We start from the raw sequence: 21,069 nt of genomic DNA, 5'->3' as shown, positions 1-21,069 counted from the left end.
TGCGGACCAGCTTGCGCGCGAGGTCGGGGCGGTCGAGCGTGTGCGTGAAGAAGAACCGCAGCGCGCCGACGATGCTGTTCATCGTTGGTGCGGGGACGCCCGCCTGTTGCTGCTCGATCTGGAACTGCCGGACATCCTCGGCGCTCGCGGTGTGGGGCGAGCGCCCGAGCCAGGTCGCGAACCGTCCGACGTCGCGCAGATAGTTGCGCTGCGTCTCCTTCGAGAAGCGCCGCATGGTCATATCGTCGATCAGCCGCTGGCGCAGCGGGCTGATCGGGCCAATCTGGATAAGCTCGTTCATCGTTCGACTCCTCAGGTAAAGGAGCCGAAAGGGTCTGCCTGCGGCAGCCGACGTTCAATCAGGCGCGGCGCTCGCTCGGCCCCTTTACATTGAGGCTAGCGCCAATCCGCGCAGCGGTTCGTGCATCGGCCACAACCGGAAGACGGAATGGTACGCTCAGCCTGTTGAAGGCGCTCATCGCCGCAATCGCGATCGTCAGGTTCACAAGATCGTTCGGCTCGAATGCTTCGGCTGCTAATGCGCAGGCCTCGTCGGACGCATGCGTCTCGCTGGCTCGCGTGAGCGAGAACGAGCGAGGACATTATATTGCCAACGGGCGAATTTGCCCTGCAATGGATCCACTGCGAGATGCCGATGGTGGCATGGAAAAGTGCCGCCTATATTCCCGCGAGAAGTGGCTCCCGTTTGCGAATCCTGATGCCGTAGCCACCTCGGCAACCGTCATGCCGGTTTCGGCCAACAGGCGACGGGCTCTCTCCAGTCTCAAAGCTCGATAATGAACCGCGATCGTCGTTCCCAGTTGGGCGGCAAACAGGCGTTCCAATTGCCGGACCGACATTTTCGCGACCGAAGCGAGTGAAGACCGATCAAGCGGCTCGCCGAGATTCTCTTCCATCGCCGACAGTGCGCGGCCCAAGCCTTCGCTGGATATCCGGTATCGCTGTCCGGGATCGGGCCGTTGCGCGCCGCCTCCTTGGCGCTGCTCGGCTTGAATAAACCAGTCGCTTACCCGGCGTGCCAGCCTTGGGCCGAAATCCCGGGAGATCAGTGTGACCGCCAGATCAAGCCCTGCCAGGCCGCCAGCGCAGGTTGTGCGATCGCGGTCGAGAACGAACAGGCCGCGTTCAAGCCGTGGCGCGGCAAAGGTTTCAAGGAAGGCGGCCTCGTGCTCCCAGTGAATGGTGCAGCGATAGCCGTCGAGTAATCCTGCCCTTGCGAGTATGAAGGGACCTCCCGATACGCCCACCAGCCGCACCCCGAAGCGTGCGGCACGCCGGAGTTGGGCAAATGTGCCTTTGTCCCGGAACAATGCGGGGTTGCCGCCTGCACAGACGAACAGCATGTCGATGTCGCCCATCGATTCAACCGAACCGTCGACTGCCAAGGTTACGCCGTTCGAGGCCAGCGCCGGTCTTCCGTCGACGGAATAGTGACGCCAGATGTAATGGTCCTCGCCCGACAGGCGGTTAGCGGCGCGAAAGGGCTCGATGACCGGCGCGTAAGACATGAGAGCAAAGCCGTCGATGAGCAGATAGCCGAGCCGGGTAGGCAAATATCTCTCCGATGTCGCTGTTAGGCAATATCATGTCGCTATAAGACAAGCGGCGCTGGGCAGCAAAGCGTAAATTCCTTCTGATGGAACGGCAACGCTACTCCCTGTTCACGCTCGCGCGTCACGCGCTCACGGGGCACCGCGGCTGGAAGCCCGCGTGGCGCGATGCGGCGCCGAAGGAGCGCTATGACGTCATCGTCATCGGCGGTGGCGGCCACGGCCTTGCCACGGCCTATTATCTCGCCAGGAATTTCGGCATCACCAATGTGGCCGTTATCGAAAAGGGCTGGATCGGCGGCGGCAACGCCGGGCGTAACACCACGATCGTCCGTTCCAACTATCTGCTGCCGGGCAATATTCCCTTTTACGAGCATTCGCTGAAGTTGTGGGAAGGCCTGGAGCAGGACCTCAACTATAATGCGATGGTCAGCCAGCGCGGTATCCTGAACCTCTGCCACTCGGACGAGCAGCGCGACGCTTTCGAACGGCGCGGCAACGCGATGCGTCTTCACGGCGTCGATGCGGACTTGCTGGACCCGGCCGAGGTGCGCCGCATGGCGCCGTTCCTTGACTTCGACAATGCGCGTTTTCCCATTTTCGGGGGGCTGTTGCAAAAGCGGGCGGGTACCGCGCGGCATGACGGCGTCGTCTGGGGCTTTGCACGCGGCGCGTCGGATCGCGGCGTCGACATCATCCAGAATTGCGAAGTCACCGGCTTCGTTCGCGATGCCGGCGGCCGGGTGACCGGCGTCGAAACGAGCCGCGGCAAAATACTCACGGGCAAGGTCGGGATGGCGGTTGCGGGCAATACGTCGCGGGTGGCGTCATTCGCGGATCTGCGCCTGCCGATCGAGAGCCATGTGCTTCAGGCGTTCGTGAGCGAGGGGCTGAAGCCTGTCATCCCCGGTGTGATCACGTTCGGCGCCGGGCATTTCTACATCAGCCAGTCCGACAAGGGCGGGCTGGTGTTCGGTGGCGACCTCGACGGGTACAACAGCTACGCGCAGCGCGGAAACCTACCGATCGTCGAGGATGTCTGCGAGGAGGCGATGGCCATCATGCCGATGGTCGGCCGCGCCCGGGTGTTACGCTCGTGGGGCGGCATCATGGACATGACGCTCGACGGGTCGCCGATCATCGACCGGACGCCGGTGCCGGGCCTCTATCTCAACGGTGGCTGGTGCTACGGCGGCTTCAAGGCGACGCCGGCGTCGGGCTGGTGCTTTGCACATCTGCTGGCCCGCGACGAGCCGCATCCGGTCGCTGCCAGCTATCGGCTCGATCGCTTCGCGAGCGGGCAACTGATCGATGAAAAGGGCGCGGGCGCCCAGGCCAATCTGCAGTGAGGGCGTCGCGATGATCATCTCCTGCCCGCATTGCGGGCTACGCGACAGCAGCGAATTCTATTTCCGTGGCGAGGCGCCGACGCCTCGTCCCGACTATGAAGAGGGAAACGTCGCGTTCGCCGACCATGTCTATGGGCGCATCAATCCCGCCGGGCCGCAGAAAGAGCATTGGTATCATGCCGCAGGTTGCCGGAGCTGGCTGGTCGTTGAACGCGACACGCGAACGCATGATTTTCTGTCGGTGACGCTGGCATCGGAGCAGGGGCGATGACGCGCCTTCAGGCGGGCGGCCTGATCGATCGCACCAAGGCGGTCGACTTTCGCTTCGACGGCCGGGCGCTGACGGGCTTCGCAGGTGATACGCTGGCGTCGGCGCTTCTAGCGAATGGTGTCCGGATCGTCGGCCGGTCGTTCAAATATCACCGCGCGCGCGGCATCCTGACCGATGGGATCGACGAGCCCAACGCGCTGGTGACGCTGCGTGGCGGTGCGCGCGCCGAGCCCAATTGCCGCGCGCCGTCGGTCGAGCTGTTCGATGGCCTGGAGGCGCAAAGCCAGAATTGCTGGCCCAGCCCGAGTTTCGATCTGATGGCGGTAAACGGGCTGTTCTCGAAGATCTTTGTCGCCGGCTTCTATTACAAGACCTTCATGTGGCCTGCGGCTCTTTGGGAGCGTCTTTATGAGCCGCTGATCCGCCGCGCGGCGGGACTCGGGCGCCTGAGCGGCCAAGCCGATCCCGACAGCTATGATCGCAGCCACGCCTTTGCGGACCTGCTGGTCGTCGGCTCGGGTCCGGCCGGTCTGTCGGCTGCGTTGTCGGCGGCGCGGAGCGGCCTTCGCGTCCTGCTGGTCGAAAATGACAGCCGGGTGGGCGGTCGATTGCTTTCGGAACGCCACGAGGTCGGCGGACAATCGGGGACGGCGTGGGCTGCTGCGGCGCTGCGCGAGCTGGCCGCGAACGACCGGGTGACGATCCTGACGCGGACAAGCCTGTTCGGCGCCTATGATGGCAACAGCTTCGGTGCGGTCGAGCGCGTGTCCGACCATTTGCCGATCGCAGCCGACGGGCAGCCGCGTCAGCGTTACTGGAAGATCGTCGCGGCGCAGGCGATTTTTGCGACGGGCGCGACCGAGCGGCCGATCGCCTTTGGCGGCAACGACCGTCCGGGCGTGATGATGGCATCGGCGATCCAGACCTATGTCAATCGCTATGCGGTCGCACCGGGCAAGCGCGTAGCGATCTTTACTGTCTGCGACACGGGATATGACGTGGCGGCGGACCTCGCCGCCGCGGGTGTCGAGATCGCCGCGATCATCGATGCGCGCGGCCAGCCGACCAGGGACGTGGCGTTTGCCCCCGTCATTGCGGGCGAGGTGGTGCGCACCTTTGGCAGGAGCCTGAAGGCGATCGAGGTGCGCCGTTTCGACGGTGGCATGGAGCGCATGGCCGTCGACCTTCTGGGCATGGCGGGCGGCTGGAACCCGAATGTCGGTTTTGCGAGCCATCTGGGCAAGCGGCCCGACTGGTGCGATACGCTCCAGGCGTTCCGGCAGGGTACGCTTCCGGGCGGGATGATGTTTGCAGGCGCGGCCGACGGTGCCTTGTCGCTCGCCGACGCAATGGCGAGCGGCGAAGCTGCGGCGCGTCGGATCTGCGATGCGGCGGCGGCCGCGCAGCCGGTGGTGGTCTCGGCGCAAGCGTCGCCCCATGTCGTCAGCGACAGCGGTCAGAAATCCTTTGTCGACTTTCAGCATGATGTGACGGTCGACGACGTCCTGCTCGCCGACCGCGAAGGCTATCGTTCGGTCGAACATCTCAAGCGTTATACGACGCTGGGCATGGCGACCGACCAGGGCAAGGCGGGACAGGTCCTCGGCCATGCCGTTCTCGCGCAGCATCGCGATGCGGGGATGGCTGCGATCGGTACGATCGCAGCGCGCCCGCCGCATACGCCCGTGGCTATCGGCGCGCTTGCGGGTGTGCACCGCGGCGAGCATCTCAAGCCCACACGGCTGACGCCGACGCATCGCTGGGCGGCGGAAAACGGCGCGAGCTTCGTCAATGCGGGACTGTGGAAAAGGGCCCAATGGTTCACCCGGCCGGGCGACAAGGATTGGTTGGCGAGTGCGGTTCGCGAAGCGAAGGCGGTGCGATCGACGGTCGGCATCTGCGACGTGTCGACGCTCGGCAAGATCGAGATTGTGGGTCCCGACGCCGCGATGCTGCTCGACCGGCTCTATGGCAATATGATGTCGACGCTGCCCGTCGGCAAATGCCGCTATGGCGTGATGCTGCGCGAGGATGGCTTCGTGTTCGACGACGGTACGGTCGCGCGCCTCGACGACAATCGGTTCGTCATTACGACCACGACAGTGAACGCCGTCGCCGTGATGCGGCACATCGATTTCGCGCTGCAGGTGATCTGGCCGGGCCTCAAAGCCCATGCCTGTTCGATTACCGAAGGCTGGGCGCAGATTGCGGTCGCCGGTCCGCTGTCGCGCGCATTACTTCAGGATCTGCTGCCCGCCATTGACCTGTCGAACGAAGCCTTTCCGTTCATGGCGGCGCTCGCCGGGGAATGGAACGGCATTCCGATGCGACTCTTCCGCCTCAGCTTTTCGGGCGAACTCGCCTATGAAATCGCAGTACCGACCAACCATGGCGATGCGCTTGTTCGTGCACTAGCGTTGCTGGGCCGGGCCTATGGCTGCACCCCCTATGGGCTTGAGGCGCTTGGTATTCTGCGCATCGAAAAGGGGCATGTGGCGGGCGGCGACCTCAACGGGCAAGTGACTGCACACGATCTCGGGCTTGGGCGCATGCTCTCGAAGAAAAAGGATTTCATCGGCCGGGCGATGGCCGAAAGGCCCGCGCTCGTCGATCCGGGCCGGCAGATGCTCGTCGGTTTGAAGCCGGTCGATCCCGCGCAGCGGTTTAGCGCCGGATCGCATCTATTCCGGAAAGGAGCGGCGCAGGTGGCGAGCGAAAGCCAGGGGCATATCACCTCCGTGGCCTACTCGGGCGTGTTCGATCATTGGATTGCTCTCGGCCTGTTGGAGCATGGACCTGAGCGTATCGGCGAAACCATCGCCGCCGCATCGCCGGTGCGGGGAACCTGCATCGAGGTCGAAGTGTGTAGCCCGGTCTTTTTCGACGCAGCGGGGGAACGCCTTCGTGCCTGACCATCAGCTTTCCGCTTTCGATACCATTCTCGCCGACCTGCCGACTGCACATCCGTTCGGGCTGCGGGTCGAGGCCTTGCATGTCCACCAGACCGTAGCGACGATGGCATATCGCGGCGCCGAAGACGACACGGGCGCGGCGCTTGCGGCTTTCGCGCGCGGGGCGCCCGGAGCAACGGTATTGAAAACCGGTCCCGGAACATGGCTGACGCTGTGCGAAGAGTCGCATCCAGGCCTGGACGATGCGGCCGCGACCTTTGATCAGGGCGACGGCTATGCCTTGCTCAAACTGCACGGTCCTGCGGCGATGCGCGTCTTGCAGAAAGGCATATTTGTCGATCTGGAAACCGCCCTCGCGTCTGACGGAGACTGCGTCTGCAGCGTCATCGCCCATATCAATTTGATCGCCTGGCGGGCCTCTTCGGGCACACTGGGCGTCGCCGTCCCGCGAAGTTTTGCGGGCAGCTTCTGGCACTGGTTCAGTGCCGCGGCTGCAGCGGAGGGCCTCGCGGTCGGGCGCTAACGCCATTTATCCATGGTTTGAAACGAAGGTATCATGACCGAGAAATTCATCCTCACCATGTCGTGTCCCAATCAGCGCGGGATCGTGTCCAAGATTTCGACCGCAATTTTCCGGGCGAACGGCGACATTCTCGAAGCTGATCAGTATGATGACACGACAACGGCCAGCTTTTTCATGCGGGTCGTATTCGACCTCGCACCCGCTAGCGAAGCGGCACTGCAATCGGATCTCGGCAAGCTGGCGAATGACCTTGGCATGCAATGGGATCTTCGCCGCGACAGCGTCCGTCAGCGGGTTCTGTTGCTGGTGTCGAAGTTCGATCATTGCCTCGTCGATCTCCTGTACCGCTGGCGCATCGGCGAGTTAAAGATGGATATTGCCGGAATTGTGTCGAACCATCCGCGTGAGGTATTCGGTCCGGCGGATTTCGGATCGATCCCCTTTCACTATTTGCCGGTCACCAAGGAGACGAAGGCCGATCAGGAACGTCAGATCCGCGAACTCGTGGAGGCGGAGCAGGTCGATCTGGTCGTACTCGCGCGTTACATGCAGATTCTGTCCGACGAGATGGCGGCCTATCTGTCCGGGCGTTGCATCAACATCCACCACAGTTTTCTGCCGGGTTTCAAGGGGGCCAAGCCCTATCATCAGGCGCACAGTCGCGGCGTGAAGCTGATCGGTGCAACCGCCCATTATGTCACCGCCGACCTCGATGAAGGGCCGATCGTCGAGCAGGACGTCGAACGCGTCAGCCATTCCGACAGTCCCGACGATCTGGTGCGCAAGGGGCGCGATATCGAGCGCCGCGTGCTCGCGCGTGCGCTGTCGTTCCACCTTGAGGGCCGCGCATTGCTCAACGGATCGACTACCGTGGTGTTCAGGGACTGATATGGCGGCCGCGCTGATCGACGGCGCCGCGCTCGCGCGGCGCCTGAACGAAGAACTCAAGGTCAAGGTCGAGGCGCTTGCCGTTTCCGGGGTGGTGCCGCGCCTTGGCGTGATCCTGGTCGGAGACGACCCGGCCAGCCACACCTATGTCCGCAGCAAGAGCCGGGCGGCCCGATCGGTCGGCATCGATTCCGTCGAACATCGGCTCGACTCGAGCATTGGTGAAGCCGAACTTCTGGCGCTGGTCGACCAGCTGAACCATGATCCCGATACTGACGGTATCCTGATCCAGCTGCCGCTGCCCCGGCAGATCGACGTTACCAAGGTGCTGAGGGCCGTGCACCCTGCCAAGGATGTGGACGGTTTTCATCCGACCAACGTCGGTGAACGCGTAACGGGCGCCGGCGGGATTATCCCCTGTACCCCGATGGGCGCGATGTTTCTGATCGAAACGGTCCGTTCAAACATTGAAGGGCTCGATGCCGTGGTCATCGGCATGTCGAACATCGTCGGCAAGCCCATGGCTGACCTTCTGCTTTCGGCGGGCTGCACGGTGACGGTCGCCCATATCAAGACGGTCGGGCTGCCCGCAATCTGCAAGCGCGCCGACATCGTCGTGGTAGCGGTGGGTAAGCCGGGGCTTGTCCGCGCAGAATGGATCAAGCCCGGCGCGATCGTCATCGACGTCGGGATCAACCGCATCGTCACAAGCGACGGCGAAAAGCGCCTCGTCGGTGACGTGGCGTTCGAAGAAGCCGCGGTGGTTGCTGGAGCGATCACGCCGGTGCCCGGCGGCGTCGGACCGATGACGATCGCGTGCCTGCTGCTCAACACCTTTCAGGCGGCGCTGGGGCGGCGGGGCGCAGAGCTCCGCGCGGGCTGAAAGAGTGCGCGCCTAGTGCGATAGCCAGTCTGCGATGTCCTGCCGCGATTTGCCGTCCGACAACAGAAGCTGGACGATGATGCGCGCTTGCGCCGGCCGCCAGCGGCCCCCGTTGATCACGCCGCGCCGCGCCAGATCGATTTCGCTGCCGCCATAGGCGTAGCTGCGCGACAGGGTATGCCCCATTCCGACGCGGCTGGTGATGATCACCGGAATTGCCTGCGCGAGGTCCGAAATCGCGTCGACGGCCCGCGACGAGACGTGGCCGCCGCCGACCCCCGCGATGACGAGTGCGCCGATTTCGGCGCCAAAGAAGGCTGCGACCGTCTCGGGCTCAAGATCCAGACCGGCCTGGATGATCGGAACGGGCGGGACTGGCCCGCCAACGCGCAACGGCTTGCGGACGAGTGTCGGGCGCATCTGCAGGTCGAGCCGCCCTTCGACGATGTGGCCCATCGGTCCGAACGGGTCCGACGTAAAGGCATGGGGTCGGCTGCTATGGATCTTTCTCACCAGGTGCGGCGCGTGAATTTCGTCGCCGAACATCACGGCGGGACCAAGGCCTTCCGCTTCGCGGTTTGCGGCGACGAAGATCGCCGACGCGAGGTTTGCGGGGCCATCGGCACCGGCCGCTTCCGGACTTCGCATCGCCCCTGTCACGACGACGGGTTTTGATGTGGGCATCAGCAGCGATAGCGCGAAAGCCGTTTCTTCCAGCGTATCGGTTCCGTGCGTCACCACCGCGCCGCAAAAGCCCGCCTGCAGCCCCGCCTCTATCTGGTCGGCAATCTGCTGGACATCGGCTAGCGAGACGCTCGCGCTCGGCTTGGCGAAGAGCTCTATATGCTCCAGCCCCAGATCGGGGTGCGCCGCGCGCATAGGCGATAGCAGATCGAAACCCGCTTCCGGTGCGACGCCCTGTTCGCCTGGCTGCGCGGTCATCGCAATGGTCCCGCCCGTGGAGAATATGCCGACCGTTCGCGTCATGCTGGCGACATCGCCCATGATGCTCAGGCAGCCGGAACGGGAGCGACCGGGACCGGTTCTGTCTTCCGCTTCAGGGTTTCGGGGAGGCTGAGCCAGATGATCGCTGCGATCGAGAAGACCAGGCTGGCGATGGTCATCGTGGCCGCGAGCCCGAAATACTCCGCGATCTGACCGGTCAGAAGCGGTGCGAAGAAGCTGAAAATGCGTCCCCAGTTAAAGATCGATGCGGCGGTCGATTTCAGGTGAGGGGGATAGAGTTCGGAGAGCCAGGGTCCCCATACGACGCTGCAAGCGAGGCACGCGCCATAACCGAAGGCGACGATATTGAGGACGTCGGGACTGATCGGCGCGTAGAGATAGACGAGGATGAGCGCTGCCGCGAGGAAGAAGCCAACCGCGGCGGCGCGGCGCCCGAACCGGTCGCCGACCCAGCCCCAGAAGAATCCGCCGATGACGCTGCCTGCGAACATCCAGCTGACCGACACGCCGATCGCAGCGTCGCTGAACATGCGGACGGTCTTGAGATAGGTTGTCGCCCAGCCACTGAAGGCCTGATAAGCGAAGAAATTGAAGCCCGAGACCATGGTCAGCATGATCGTCTGGCGACGGAACTGCGGCGAGAAGAGCTCGCTGATCGGCAGCTTGCCTTTCGCGGTCGCGCTGGTGACGGCACCGCCGAACGGGATCATCCTTCGATCGTTCGGAACGGCGAGGGGAGCCAGAAATGCCAGCGCGACGGGAACTGCGCCAGCCCATAGCAGCAGGTGCCAGTCGAGCGAACGCTCGAATATGAAGGTTGAGGCCGCGCCCAGAAGTGAGACAGCTAGATAGGAGGAGCCCATGATGACCGAGGCGACGCGACCGCGAACTTCGGAACTGAAAAGCCCCGCATAGATTCCGACAGTAATCGGATACATTGATCCGGTAAAATAGCCGAGCACGAAGCGCTGGGTCAGAATCTGCGGATAGCTGGTGACAATGGTTCCAAGCGCGAGGACCGTGCCATAGCCGACCATGACCACCATCAGCGCGTTACGACGGCCAAAGCGGTCGGCGAGCTGCCCGTTGATCACTGCGCCGACCAACGCTCCAAGCGCCTGTACGCTGTAGAGCGATCCGGCCTCGGTCAGGCTGAGCTTCAGGTCGTTCGCAATATAGGGGCGAAGGACATCGACCGTATTCCATGCCCAGGCATAGAAAATATAAGCGACGGCGAGAAAGCCGAGGGCGATGAGCCGGCGCGTCAGCGACATGTCTTCGGCGCGCGGAAAGGGCCTGTTGTTGGTTTCTGTCATCATCTTCCTCCCGTCGGAGACTTTGCGATCATTTGCGTTCGAATGCAATTGGTTTGTGACAGAGATATTGCGAATATGTCGCAATAAATCAACGGAAATTGGAGGGATCTAGGTAAGATTGATACGCTATCGGCGCCTGCGTCAAAAACATCTTGTTTGATTTTTGCATTCGAAGTACAAATCAACGCCGGGGCCGCTTCGAGTCCCTTTGAGACCTAGGGGGAATCATGCACTGCACAAATCGGATGCGTTTCTGGACTGCCGGAAGCCTCACCATCGCGGCCCTGCTCTCGGCAGCGCCCGCTGCCGCGCAGGAGGCCGCACCCTCACCCGCCGCGGATACCGCAGAAGAGGGTGGCCTGAGTGAAATCGTCGTCACTGCACAGAAGCGTTCGCAGAACCTGCAAGACGTCAGTGCAACGGTTCAGGCCCTTTCCGGCGATGATCTTGCCAAGAACGGCATCAACGACGTCTCCCGCCTCGAGCAGCTTTCGCCAGGCATGGTTTTCGCGAAGGGCGGCAATGATTCGAAGATCGCGCTTCGCGGCGCGAACTCGAACAGCACGTTCGCGGACAACACCTCGATTGTCGGCTTCTTCGTCGACGGCGTCTTCAAGCCGCGTTCGTCTCAGCAATCGCGCGCCTTCTTCGACGTGCAGCGCCTTGAAGTCCTGCGCGGACCGCAGGGCACGCTCTATGGCCGCAACACGCTCGGCGGCGCGATCAATATCTACACGAACGCGCCCGACACCTCCGAGCCCGGCCTTAGCGGCAGCATCGACACGCGCTACAGCCGCTTCAATGATCTGCGTAACGAGTTGGTGGTCAACGCAGGCATCAGCGACAATTTCGCTGCTCGCTTCGCACTGCTGACCGACAACAGCGATGGCTGGGTCAAAAATTTGATCGGGCCGAACCTCGGTGTCGCGGACACCTTCTCCTTCCGCGCCTCGGCGCTCTGGAAGGCGAGCGACAATGTCGACTTCACGCTTCGCTTCACCCGCATCGCCGAAGATGGCAATCCGGCGGGCATGTTCGCCATCAACGGTGCCTGCCGCACGGTTGCGACCAACGGGCTCACCGATCCGTTCGGACCGGTCTTTGATTGCCAGAACCCGCGTCGCGGTTCGGGCGGAACGCCTGCATTCGATATGATCGACGGCCGGCCGGGCCTTTCGAACAAGGACAAGCGGACCGTCATTCGCGACTATGTCCACGACGATCGTCTGCGCGAAGCGAACGTCACGCTGGAAAGCAATTTCGATTTCGGCGCCGTCGCTCTGAAGTCGATAAGCTCCTTCACGGACTACAAGTCGCTGCTCGGCAACGATTCCGACTACAGCTCGAACGCGCACGGGCGCGAATGGGTGGAAGAAAACAACAAATCCTACTCGCAGGAAATCCAGCTGATTTCGCAGTGGGACGGCCCGCTCGAGCTTACCGCAGGCGGCTATGCGTCTTACGACAAGCTGCTGTTTTCTTACTCGTCGCTGCGCCACACGGTCGACAATCTCGCTGCGCGTCCGACAGCGACATCGACCAATGGTGTGGTTCTGCCGGTGCTCACCGGAACGCCGATCGTGTCGTTGGCCAATTCGATCAATTCGGCATCGAACAACACCCAGTTCATCAACAGCCGCTACCTCGGCATCTTCGGCGAAGCGAAATTCTCGATCACCGACGCGCTGCGGGTTATCGGCGGCATTCGCTACAACAATGAGCGCAAGCATGCGATCAATGGCAACGCCGCCTATTTCGGTAGCCTCACGCCGAGCGTCGCGCCCACGGATCCGCGGGTCATCTTTCCCTATAACCCGGCGACGGCGACGGCGAAGAGCGATGTCACGGCGACCTTCGAAAACGTCACCTGGCGTGCCGGTGCGGAGTTCGACATCAATCCTGACGTCATGCTCTATGGCACTGCCTCGACCGGCTTCCTGTCCGGGGTGATGAACCAGAACGGCACCGTGACCCAGCCGCAAAAGTCGCGCTCATACGAGTTTGGCCTGAAATCGCGTTTCTGGGATCGCAGGGCCGAACTCAACGTCTCGCTCTATGACGTGCGTTATTCGGAATTGGCTACGACGTTCCAGATTCCCAATCCGGCCAATGCGGGCTCGTTCATCACGCTGTCCTCGAACGGCGGCGTATTGAAGGCGCGCGGGGCGGAAGTCTCGCTGGCATTGCTGCCGGTGGACTCTTGGAAGATTTCGATCGGCGCTTCCTATCTCGATGCAAAATACGGGCGCTTCGGGATCAATCTGCCGGGCGGCTTCCAGGTCATTAACGGTGCGGTTCCAACCAGCCGTTTCATCGAGCTGCGCGGCGAGCGTCCGCCTTATACGCCCGAATTCACCTTCTCGATCGCCACGGGATATGATTTCGACATCGGGGTCGGCACCCTGACGCCGCAAGTGCAGTTTCGCTATAGCGACTCCTATTTCGCGCATGGCGGCCTGCCCTACGATCTCTCGGGTTTCCAGCCGAGCTTCACGCAGACCGACGTCAGGCTTTCGTTCCAGTCGGCCGACGAACGGTGGACGCTCGAAGTCTATGGCGAGAATCTCGAGAACGAGATGCTCAATCAGCGGACGCAGACCGGCGGTGACGGGCTGCAGCAGGCGAACTGGGGCATGCCGCGCAACTACGGCGCGCGCGTGAAGATCCGCTTCTAGGCCGGGCGGAAGGACTCAAAAGGAAAGGGGGGCTTTCGCCCCCCTTTTTTGTCCGGGAAATGGCGGTGGGGGCTGAGGCCCCCCCGCCGCTTTTTGTCAGTCAGCTGTCGCCTGCTTCGCGGCATTGGTGCGGGCACCGATGATCTGTGCAAGCACGGCAATCTCGTCGAACAATCGCCATTCGCGCAAAATCTTGCCGTCCTTCATCTCGAAGTGCGTTGCGCCGAGGATCTTGACCGGACTGCGCGTCGGCGGTCCATAGAGCGGTACGCCCGAATAAGTGCCATGAAGTACCCAGATCGCTGCGATGCGCTGGCCGAGTTCGCCTGACTGGCAGACAACAAGGTCGCGCACCTCGATCTTTGCGTCGGGAAAGACGGCGAGGAGGTCGATGATCTGTTGCTGATAGGGATCGATCGCCTGTGCGCGATGCAGGCGCACGGTGTGACAAACGACCTTTGGATCGCAATAATCGACGACGCGGTCGAACCGGCGCCGGTTCCAAACCGTCTCGTACATGTCGAGGATCGTCTGGCATTCTGCGTCGAAGCGTTCGGGCCGAATCCCCGACACGCCCTCGCGCGCGGGATTGGGGTAGGATCCTGCAAACGGGCCGGCGTCGTCTGCGATCGCCATGATCTCGCCCGTTACCGGAGAGGCCTTCGCAAGGTCGGCGGCGACGGTTTCCGGATCGATGCCGAGCGATTGCAATACGGCATATTCATCGCGCACCAACCATTCCTCGACCACCTTGCCGTCCTGAACTAGGCAATGCGCGATCGTGCGCGACACCCAGTTTTTCCCGGTTGGCGGGCCGTAGGTCCAATATCCAAGATTAGTCCCGGTCTTGAGGACACGATGCGAACTGATAAAGCCCATCGGTCCGCGCTGTTCCCAGACGACGTCTTCGCCTGATCCGCCGCCGCCATTCGGAAAGGCGCTCATCTTCTGAACGCTGTTCAGGATCACATGCTCGAAGTCATAGGTCTCGCCATAGGCGGTATGAACCTTGATATCGTCGGCATAATGTTCGCCGAGCCGGCCGAGGCCCTTATCGATCCAGATCTGGTCGGTCCAGGATAGGATATAATCGCGAGGGTCGCGAAACGGCGCGTAGGCAGCCTGCTTCAGGTCGGCGAGGGGATCAAAATCTGGCATCATGCATCCTCAATTGTTGCATTCGAATGCTAAACTTCTTCCCGCTGCAATTCAAGTGTCTGTGAGCCTTGCGGAGGCGCCGCGGACCAGTTCGCCGGAAAAGACTCGCTTCTCGGTGATCAGCTGGGGGTCGTCGATGCGCGCCATCAGCATATCGATTGCCGCGTCGACCATCAGATTCGTGGGCTGGCGAATCGTGACGAGATCATAGCTTGCCCATTGTCCGGGCGCCGAGCCGTCGAAGCCCACAATCGAAATGTCTTCGGGTATCCGCAGGCCCAACGCATGACGGGCCTCGTCCATGCAGCCGATCGCGAGCATGTCGTTGGCGCAGATAATGGCATCGGGCCGCGCCGGGCCCGCCGCGAGTTTGCGCATCGCCTCGCGGCCGCCCTGATAGGTGAAGTCGGCAACGACGATTTCGACGGGTTTGACGCCGGCGTTTGCCAGCCGCTCCGCGGCGCTCGACACCCGCTGCCGACTGACCGGCGAATCCTCCGGACCGGATACGATGGCGATCCGGCGATGCCCCGCGGCGCAAAGCTCGTCGACCAGCCAGCGCTCCCCTTCGGACTGGTCGCAGGAAACACTGTTTACCGGCACCTCCTCATAGGCGCGATTGACGAAAACCAGCGGAATTTCGCGCTGCGACAGCATGTCGACGTGCCGCGGAGGCAGCGTGACAGCCGCGACGACGCCGGCGACGCGATACTGCCACAGCTGGTCGATTACATGATCTGCGTCGCTTTCGTGATCGAGTGTGAAGAGCAGGGTGTTGAGTCCGCGGGCGCTGAGCGACTGCCCCAGAATCGACGTGAATTCCGGATTGAAACCAAGGTTCGCGACGACCACTGCGACGAGACTCGACCGGCGCGTGATCAGGCTCCGGGCGATGGCATTGGGCTGGTAGCCGAGCTTGTTGACCGCCTTCAGTATCTTGGCGCGGGTCCGCGCCGAAACACTGGCTCCCGGCGTGAAGTATCGCGACACCGCCGACTGCGAGACGCCGGCTTCCCGTGCAACATCGTAAGATGTGACGGGCTTCGCCTTGTCCGTTCCTTCGCTCGCCGCCTGTGTCGATCTTCGCGCCATAATCGGGTGTCCGCCATTCTGTTGCCGTCCGGCAAAGCCGGCGCCCGCTTCTTATCTTCCTCTCACTGCGAAGCAAAACATCAATTGCCACGAAGCGGCTATTGTGTGCATTCGAATGCAGTGCTAATACGAACCTGTAACCGCGACCGGCGGTGATCAGCAGCGGGGATGAGGTTCGATCATGAATGCGAAGAGCAGCGATGGCGTCAGCGCCGAAAGTCGGCTGATCCGTTACGAGGATCTGGTGCCGTGCCAGCTCGCTTTCATCGACTGCAAGCTTCCCGGATCGGACCGCAAGCTCAACTATTCGATCATCGGCCCGGGCGTCACCCAGTCCGCCGAGCAGGTCGTCAACCTCGCCGAGCCGCATGGCTTTGCTCTAGGCGTCGCGGCGATGCCGCACGGTGTCACGAACAATCTCCACATGCACTATACCGCGGAGGTATTCATGATCTATCGCGGGGAATGGACGTTTCGTTGGGGGCCCGACGGCATGGACGGCGAAATTGTCGGACGGGCCGGCGATACGCTTTCGATTCCGACCTGGATCTTTCGCGGCTTCACCAATACCGGGCCCGACGACAGCTGGATCTTCACCTTGTTGGGGCAGGATGAGTCGGGCGGCGTTGTCTGGCATCCGAGCATATTGGACAATGCGGCGGAGCACGGGCTTTATCTCACGCGCGACAATATGATGGTCGATACCGCGACCGGCGCGCCCAAGCCGGCGGATGAAGACCTGATCGTTCCACTGAGCGATTCCGATATCGCGGCGATGCGGTCCTACACCCCCGAACAGATGCGTGCGCGAATGGTCGCGGTCGACGAGCTCGTGTGGTCTGGCGCCGCCACCCTCGATCACGTCGTGCCCGGCCATGGATGCGAAATTGCGCCGGTGATTGGTCCGGGGATGTCCGAAGACCGCGACGCGGACGCCAAAATCCGCAACCCGCACGGTTTCAGCCTGGAATATATGCGTATCGAGCCCGGTCAGCAGGTCGGCCCCTTCCGGGTCTCTCCGAAACAGGTGCTTATCGTGCGCAAAGGTTCTCTCGAAGTCGTTCTTGGGCCGGAAGGAAGCGAGAGCCGCGCAAGGGCGGAGCCCTGGTCGACATATTCGGTGCCGGGAGACGCTTGGCGGACGTATCGATCGGTCGGCAACGTGCCGGTCCTGATGAGCGTGACGACCGCCGGTGACGCGCGTGCGATCATCGAATGGGACGCCGATCTGGTCGAGCAGGCTCTTACGGCCAACCTCGGGCGCGACCCGAACGGATATCTTGCGCCCGCCTCCTTGCTGCCGGAGAATTAGGACGATGCGTGTGAACAGGCTGCGCCAGCTCAAGGTTGAAGGACGTCCGATCGTCAACGCGTGGCTTTCGCTCGGGTCGGGCTATGCGGCGGAATCGATCGCGCATCAGGGATTCGATGCGGCAACGGTCGATTGCCAGCACGGCATGATTGGATTCGAAACGGCGATTGCCATGCTTCAGGCGATTTCCAGCACAGATGCGATACCGCTGGTCCGTCCGTCAGCGCTTGTGCCGTCGGAAATCATGCGGTTCCTCGATGCGGGTGCCTATGGCGTGATATGCCCGATGATCTCGACCGCGGACGACGCGGCCCAGCTCGTTGCGGCCTGTCGTTATCCGCCGGACGGATCCCGGTCCTTCGGTCCCGCGCGCGGTCTGTTGTACGGCGGGGCCGATTACCGTGACGGCGCCAATCGCGAACTGCTGGTGCTGGGGATGATCGAGACGCGCGAGGGGCTCGACAATCTCGAGGAAATTCTCGCGGTTCCGAGCCTCGATGGAATTTACGTCGGGCCGAACGATCTGTCGCTGGCGCTCGGCTATCGCCCCGAAAACGAAAGCAGTGTTCCCGAAGTCGCCGATGCAATCGAGTTGGTACGCCGCCGCACGGTCGAGACAGGCAAGATCGCAGGAATTTTCTGCTCCAACGGTGCGTCGGCCGCAATGCGTGTCGCGCAGGGTTTCGATCTCGTCACGCCGGGCAACGACGCCGCCCTGCTGCGCGGCGCCATGCGCGATGCCGTCAATGCCAGCCGGGCATGAGCGGAACCGGGCGCCCGCTACTATGCCTGGGCGGGACGCTGTGCGACGCGCGCGTTTTTGCGCCGCTTCTGGCTCGCCTGGCCCGCCCGGCTATCTTCTGGTCGCACAACGATCATGATCGCGTGGCGGCCGCGGCGACTGCCTTGCTACAAGCGGTGCCCGACGAATTTGTCGCGCTCGGTTTCTCGCTGGGCGGGTTCGTGGCGCTCGATGCGCTTCGCATGGCGCCCGGCCGGGTGGTCGGCGTGATCCTGCTCTCCGGCAACGCCTTCCCCGACGACCCGGCCAATGCCGATCTTCGCCGGGCCGAGGTTGCAGCCGGTCGCGCTGAGGGCTTGCGCGTCTGGATGGAGGGTCGCGGAGCGGCTCTTGTGTCGCCGTCCTGTCCGGCTCCTGACGATGTCGTGGACCTTATCGCCGACATGGCCGAAGCGGCGGGGCACGACGTGCATGGTCGGCAGGCGGAGATGAACATCCATCGCCCCGATTTGCGCGCCGTGGTCAACGCATCGGGCCGACCGCTCCTCGCACTTGCCGGGATGGATGATCGTGTCTGCCCGCGCCAACGCTATCTCGATCTGCAGCATGCCTCGAACGCCACGCTTAGGATGATCGCGGATGCCGGGCACTTTCTGCCGTTGGAAGCGCCCACGGCTTGTGGCGACGCGATCGAGACTTTTCTGAAAGAGCATGATCTATGATTCTGGGGTGCATCGCCGATGATTTCACGGGAGCGGGCGACCTGGCGAGCATCCTGACCGGCCAGGGGATGCGCACGAGCCTCCTGACGTCGGTCGCCGATATCGAAAGCGCGCGGGGCGACGCGGGTGTCGTTGCGCTCAAGACCCGGTCGATCGCGCCCGCCGACGCGGTGCAGCAATCTGTCGCGGCGCTCCGCGCGCTCCGCGCCGCGGGGTGCGAGCAGTTCTACTTCAAATACTGTTCGACCTTCGATTCAACTGAAGAGGGCAATATCGGTCCAGTCGCGGAAGCTCTGCTTCGGGAGATTGGCATCACGAAAGCCATCGTTTGCCCCGCCTTTCCCGCAAACGGTCGGACGGTTTATCAGGGTCATCTCTTCGTCGGGGATACGCTTTTGCACGAATCGAGCATGCGCAACCACCCGATTACGCCGATGACCGACAGCGACATCCGCCGTTGGCTTGGCCATCAGTCCAGAGGCGCGGTTTCCCATATTTCCCACCGGACGGTAACGCGGGGCGCCGACGCTATCGCGCATGCGCTGGCCGCAGCGCCCGACGGGCTCGTCGTTTGTGACGCCGTTGCAGATAGCGATCTTCGCGCGATCGGCCGTGCGGCCAAGGATATGGCGCTAATCACGGGGGGATCGGCGCTTGCGATGGGACTGCCCGAAAATTTTAGGGCGACAGGACAGATCGCGGACAGCAAGACGGATTATGAAGCTCGGCCCGGGCCGGCGCTGGTTCTCGCCGGAAGCTGTTCGGCCGCGACAAATGCGCAGGTGGCGCGATACAGACAAGCCCGCCCCGCCTTTGCGATCGACGGCGCCGCGCTGCTGGCGGGCTATCCCGTTCTCGAGTATGCTGATGCCTTCGCGCGCGAATATCACGAGAAAGCCCCCTTGATCTATTCGACTATCACCCCCGATGCCGTAGCAAACAGTCGCGCCCAAGCGGACTTCGGGGCCGCTTCGGCAGCGATCGAGGAGCTGATGGCCGGGCTTGCGCTGCGCGCGAGGAAACGGGGCGTAACGCGACTGGTAGTTGCGGGCGGCGAAACGTCCGGCGCGGTTGTAGAGGCGTTAAGCCTCGGGGCGATGGCCGTCGGCCCCGATGTGGCTCCGGGCGTTCCGCTATTGTCAGCCGGCGGCGTCGGATTTGCCTTGAAGTCGGGCAATTTCGGTGACGAGGACTTTTTCGAAAAGGCGCTGAGGATGATGGAGGAAAATGCGTGAGCCTGGTGCGCGCCCGCGAAGAAATCTGCCATCTTGGCCGGTCGCTTTTCGATCGGGGATATACGCACGGAACCTCGGGCAACATCAGCGTCCTTCTCGACGATGGTCGGATGCTCGTTACGCCGACGAAATCCTCCCTTGGCGGCCTTGATCCGGCGGCGCTCACTCTTCTCGATCCCGCTGGGCGGATATTGGAGGGCCTTGCGCCGACAAAGGAGCTGCCACTGCACGGCGCGATGTACCGTTCGCGCGGTGCCGCGCGTGCCATCGTGCACCTGCATTCAACCCACTCGGTTGCTGCCTCGATGTTGCCCGGCCTCGATCCGACTGACGTATTTCCGCCGCTGACGGCCTATTATCTGATGAAGGTCGGGCGGACCGCATTGCTACCCTATTTTCGACCGGGTGATCCCCGCGTGGCCCAGGCGATCGACGAACTGCAGGGGACATATTCTTCGATTCTTTTGGCAAATCATGGACCTGTTGTCTCGGGCCTCTCGCTAGCCGAGGCAACGGCGGCGGTCGAAGAGCTTGAGCAGACGGCAAAACTCTATTTGCTCGTCGGGCATCGCGGAGCGCAATTGTTGAATTGCGAAGAAACTGAAGCGCTTCGGTGTAACTAGCTGATCAATGAACGCTGGCAGCAATGAATCCCCGGAGCAGTGGATTCGGCGACCGGTAGCCGACGCTCAGGATCGCCACGCGCCGTTGCCGGAGAGCTCCGTAGGTAGCTTGCATGAGGGCCGTAAGCTGCGAGGTCGAACGTCGGCAAAGCCACTTTCGAATTCGCAAGCAGACGGTCCGTTACCGGCCAATTTCGCAGGGGCTTCCGTTTGTCGATTTGCCTGACTATCGCAGCATTCATGACAAAGCGGCCCACCATAGCGGAGCGAGTGGCAGGACTGGTCCGCAGGATGGACGGGACGCCGCTTTGCGACGAATGTATCGCCGACCGGCTCGACCTTTCGTCGATCGCACAGGCGAGTGTCGCTGCCAGTTCGGCGAGCGGGACCGGAGGCTTCGAGCGGTTGAGAGGCCCCTGCGGCCTCTGCGGAGAGCCAGGGCCGGTCATCCGCTACAACGGTTGAACGTCCGGAATCCGGCCGGCCAAATCGAGCGCGGCTGAATTGGGCGTGCTCTGGCGCCGCCGGGCGGCGCCAGGGGCCGCGCGTTGTTTTGGGCCGCGCGGCGCACTTGGCTCGCTATCCTTGCCGGGCGGCGGCTGGCCCCCAGGCCCGCGCGCACGCCGCCCGGCCGCGGGCTCGCCAAGAGCGCCTTCTTCTCGGGCGCTTCGCGCCGGCGTCGAGGCCCTGTGGAATGATTGCAGGGCCTGGGCGGCAATTGTCGCCCTGCTTTGCTCCAAGACATCCGGCCCTCTCCGCCGTCCGCGGTCGCACTGTGAGTCGCACCACTTTCTCTTGTGGGTCGCGGGGAAAGGCCCTTGCGGGATCTCG

Annotated in this window: 18 protein-coding genes; 12 read left to right on the top strand and 6 right to left on the bottom strand. The window is 62.8% G+C overall.

Annotated features, from left to right (window positions below; all coding sequences use genetic code 11):
* Positions 1-301 (bottom strand): phage integrase N-terminal SAM-like domain-containing protein (locus tag ACTIFP_RS16100; RefSeq protein ID WP_439569703.1); only part of this gene is annotated, 301 nt, incomplete at its 3' end.
* A 301-nt stretch (positions 302-602) separates the two neighbouring features.
* Positions 603-1,574, bottom strand: a complete 972-nt coding sequence (locus tag ACTIFP_RS16095; RefSeq protein ID WP_439569702.1) for a GlxA family transcriptional regulator — start codon at positions 1,572-1,574, stop codon at positions 603-605.
* A gap of 83 nt (positions 1,575-1,657) precedes the next feature.
* On the opposite strand from ACTIFP_RS16095, the gene ACTIFP_RS16090 reads away from it, so the two are divergent.
* The 6 genes from ACTIFP_RS16090 to ACTIFP_RS16065 are packed head-to-tail and all read left to right on the top strand — an operon-like array spanning position 1,658 to position 8,397.
* Positions 1,658-2,920: a sarcosine oxidase subunit beta family protein gene (locus ACTIFP_RS16090; protein WP_431591860.1), complete on the top strand. Its 1,263-nt coding sequence runs from the start codon at positions 1,658-1,660 to the stop codon at positions 2,918-2,920.
* Between the two features lie 10 nt (positions 2,921-2,930).
* Positions 2,931-3,191, top strand: a complete 261-nt coding sequence (locus tag ACTIFP_RS16085) for a sarcosine oxidase subunit delta (protein ID WP_431591859.1) — start codon at positions 2,931-2,933, stop codon at positions 3,189-3,191.
* Positions 3,188-6,103 (top strand): sarcosine oxidase subunit alpha family protein, encoded by a 2,916-nt coding sequence (locus ACTIFP_RS16080; protein WP_431591858.1) that lies wholly within the window; start codon positions 3,188-3,190, stop codon positions 6,101-6,103. Before ACTIFP_RS16085 ends, ACTIFP_RS16080 begins: the two co-directional genes overlap by 4 nt.
* A complete protein-coding gene (locus ACTIFP_RS16075) occupies positions 6,096-6,626 on the top strand; it encodes a sarcosine oxidase subunit gamma family protein (protein WP_431591857.1) in 531 nt (176 codons plus the stop codon). Before ACTIFP_RS16080 ends, ACTIFP_RS16075 begins: the two co-directional genes overlap by 8 nt.
* A gap of 33 nt (positions 6,627-6,659) precedes the next feature.
* Complete coding sequence (gene purU, locus ACTIFP_RS16070; protein WP_137889235.1) at positions 6,660-7,514, top strand: formyltetrahydrofolate deformylase; 855 nt, start codon at positions 6,660-6,662, stop codon at positions 7,512-7,514.
* Position 7,515: 1 nt separating this feature from the next.
* Positions 7,516-8,397, top strand: coding sequence for a bifunctional 5,10-methylenetetrahydrofolate dehydrogenase/5,10-methenyltetrahydrofolate cyclohydrolase (locus ACTIFP_RS16065; RefSeq protein ID WP_431591856.1), 882 nt, complete (start codon positions 7,516-7,518; stop codon positions 8,395-8,397).
* Between the two features lie 12 nt (positions 8,398-8,409).
* On the opposite strand, the gene ACTIFP_RS16060 is transcribed toward ACTIFP_RS16065, so the two are convergent.
* Both ACTIFP_RS16060 and ACTIFP_RS16055 read right to left on the bottom strand, forming a co-directional pair.
* Positions 8,410-9,384 (bottom strand): asparaginase, encoded by a 975-nt coding sequence (locus ACTIFP_RS16060; RefSeq protein WP_431591855.1) that lies wholly within the window; start codon positions 9,382-9,384, stop codon positions 8,410-8,412.
* Positions 9,385-9,407: 23 nt separating this feature from the next.
* Positions 9,408-10,727 (bottom strand): MFS transporter, encoded by a 1,320-nt coding sequence (locus ACTIFP_RS16055; protein WP_439569701.1) that lies wholly within the window; start codon positions 10,725-10,727, stop codon positions 9,408-9,410.
* Positions 10,728-10,924: 197 nt separating this feature from the next.
* Between ACTIFP_RS16055 and ACTIFP_RS16050 the strand changes: the two genes are divergently transcribed.
* Entirely contained in the window at positions 10,925-13,354 is a 2,430-nt protein-coding gene (locus ACTIFP_RS16050; RefSeq protein ID WP_431591853.1) for a TonB-dependent receptor, read from the top strand.
* A 96-nt stretch (positions 13,355-13,450) separates the two neighbouring features.
* Here the strand turns inward: ACTIFP_RS16050 and ACTIFP_RS16045 are convergent, their stop codons facing one another.
* Positions 13,451-14,512: an ester cyclase gene (locus ACTIFP_RS16045; RefSeq protein WP_439569700.1), complete on the bottom strand. Its 1,062-nt coding sequence runs from the start codon at positions 14,510-14,512 to the stop codon at positions 13,451-13,453.
* 51 nt (positions 14,513-14,563) lie between these two features.
* On the bottom strand, positions 14,564-15,604 hold the full coding sequence (locus ACTIFP_RS16040; RefSeq protein ID WP_431591851.1) for a LacI family DNA-binding transcriptional regulator: 1,041 nt from the start codon (positions 15,602-15,604) through the stop codon (positions 14,564-14,566).
* A gap of 181 nt (positions 15,605-15,785) precedes the next feature.
* Between ACTIFP_RS16040 and ACTIFP_RS16035 the strand changes: the two genes are divergently transcribed.
* From ACTIFP_RS16035 to otnC, 5 genes are read left to right on the top strand one after another with little or no spacing between them, the layout of a single operon-like run.
* On the top strand, positions 15,786-16,916 hold the full coding sequence (locus tag ACTIFP_RS16035; protein WP_431591850.1) for a hypothetical protein: 1,131 nt from the start codon (positions 15,786-15,788) through the stop codon (positions 16,914-16,916).
* 4 nt (positions 16,917-16,920) lie between these two features.
* On the top strand, positions 16,921-17,679 hold the full coding sequence (locus ACTIFP_RS16030; protein ID WP_439569699.1) for an HpcH/HpaI aldolase family protein: 759 nt from the start codon (positions 16,921-16,923) through the stop codon (positions 17,677-17,679).
* Positions 17,676-18,380: an alpha/beta fold hydrolase gene (locus ACTIFP_RS16025; RefSeq protein WP_431591848.1), complete on the top strand. Its 705-nt coding sequence runs from the start codon at positions 17,676-17,678 to the stop codon at positions 18,378-18,380. The genes ACTIFP_RS16030 and ACTIFP_RS16025 overlap by 4 nt, the downstream gene beginning before the upstream one ends.
* Positions 18,377-19,615 carry a 3-oxo-tetronate kinase gene (otnK, locus tag ACTIFP_RS16020; RefSeq protein ID WP_439569698.1) on the top strand — a complete coding sequence of 413 codons (1,239 nt, stop codon included), beginning with the start codon at positions 18,377-18,379 and terminating at the stop codon, positions 19,613-19,615. The genes ACTIFP_RS16025 and otnK overlap by 4 nt, the downstream gene beginning before the upstream one ends.
* Positions 19,612-20,238 carry a 3-oxo-tetronate 4-phosphate decarboxylase gene (gene otnC, locus ACTIFP_RS16015; protein WP_431591846.1) on the top strand — a complete coding sequence of 209 codons (627 nt, stop codon included), beginning with the start codon at positions 19,612-19,614 and terminating at the stop codon, positions 20,236-20,238. Before otnK ends, otnC begins: the two co-directional genes overlap by 4 nt.
* Positions 20,239-21,069 lie beyond the last annotated feature (831 nt).

The organism is Sphingopyxis sp. (assembly GCF_051861155.1).
In the GTDB taxonomy this organism is placed as follows: domain Bacteria; phylum Pseudomonadota; class Alphaproteobacteria; order Sphingomonadales; family Sphingomonadaceae; genus Sphingopyxis.
The sequence above is the reverse complement of the archived record's forward strand: the minus strand, read 5'-3'. Positions and strand labels throughout refer to the sequence as shown.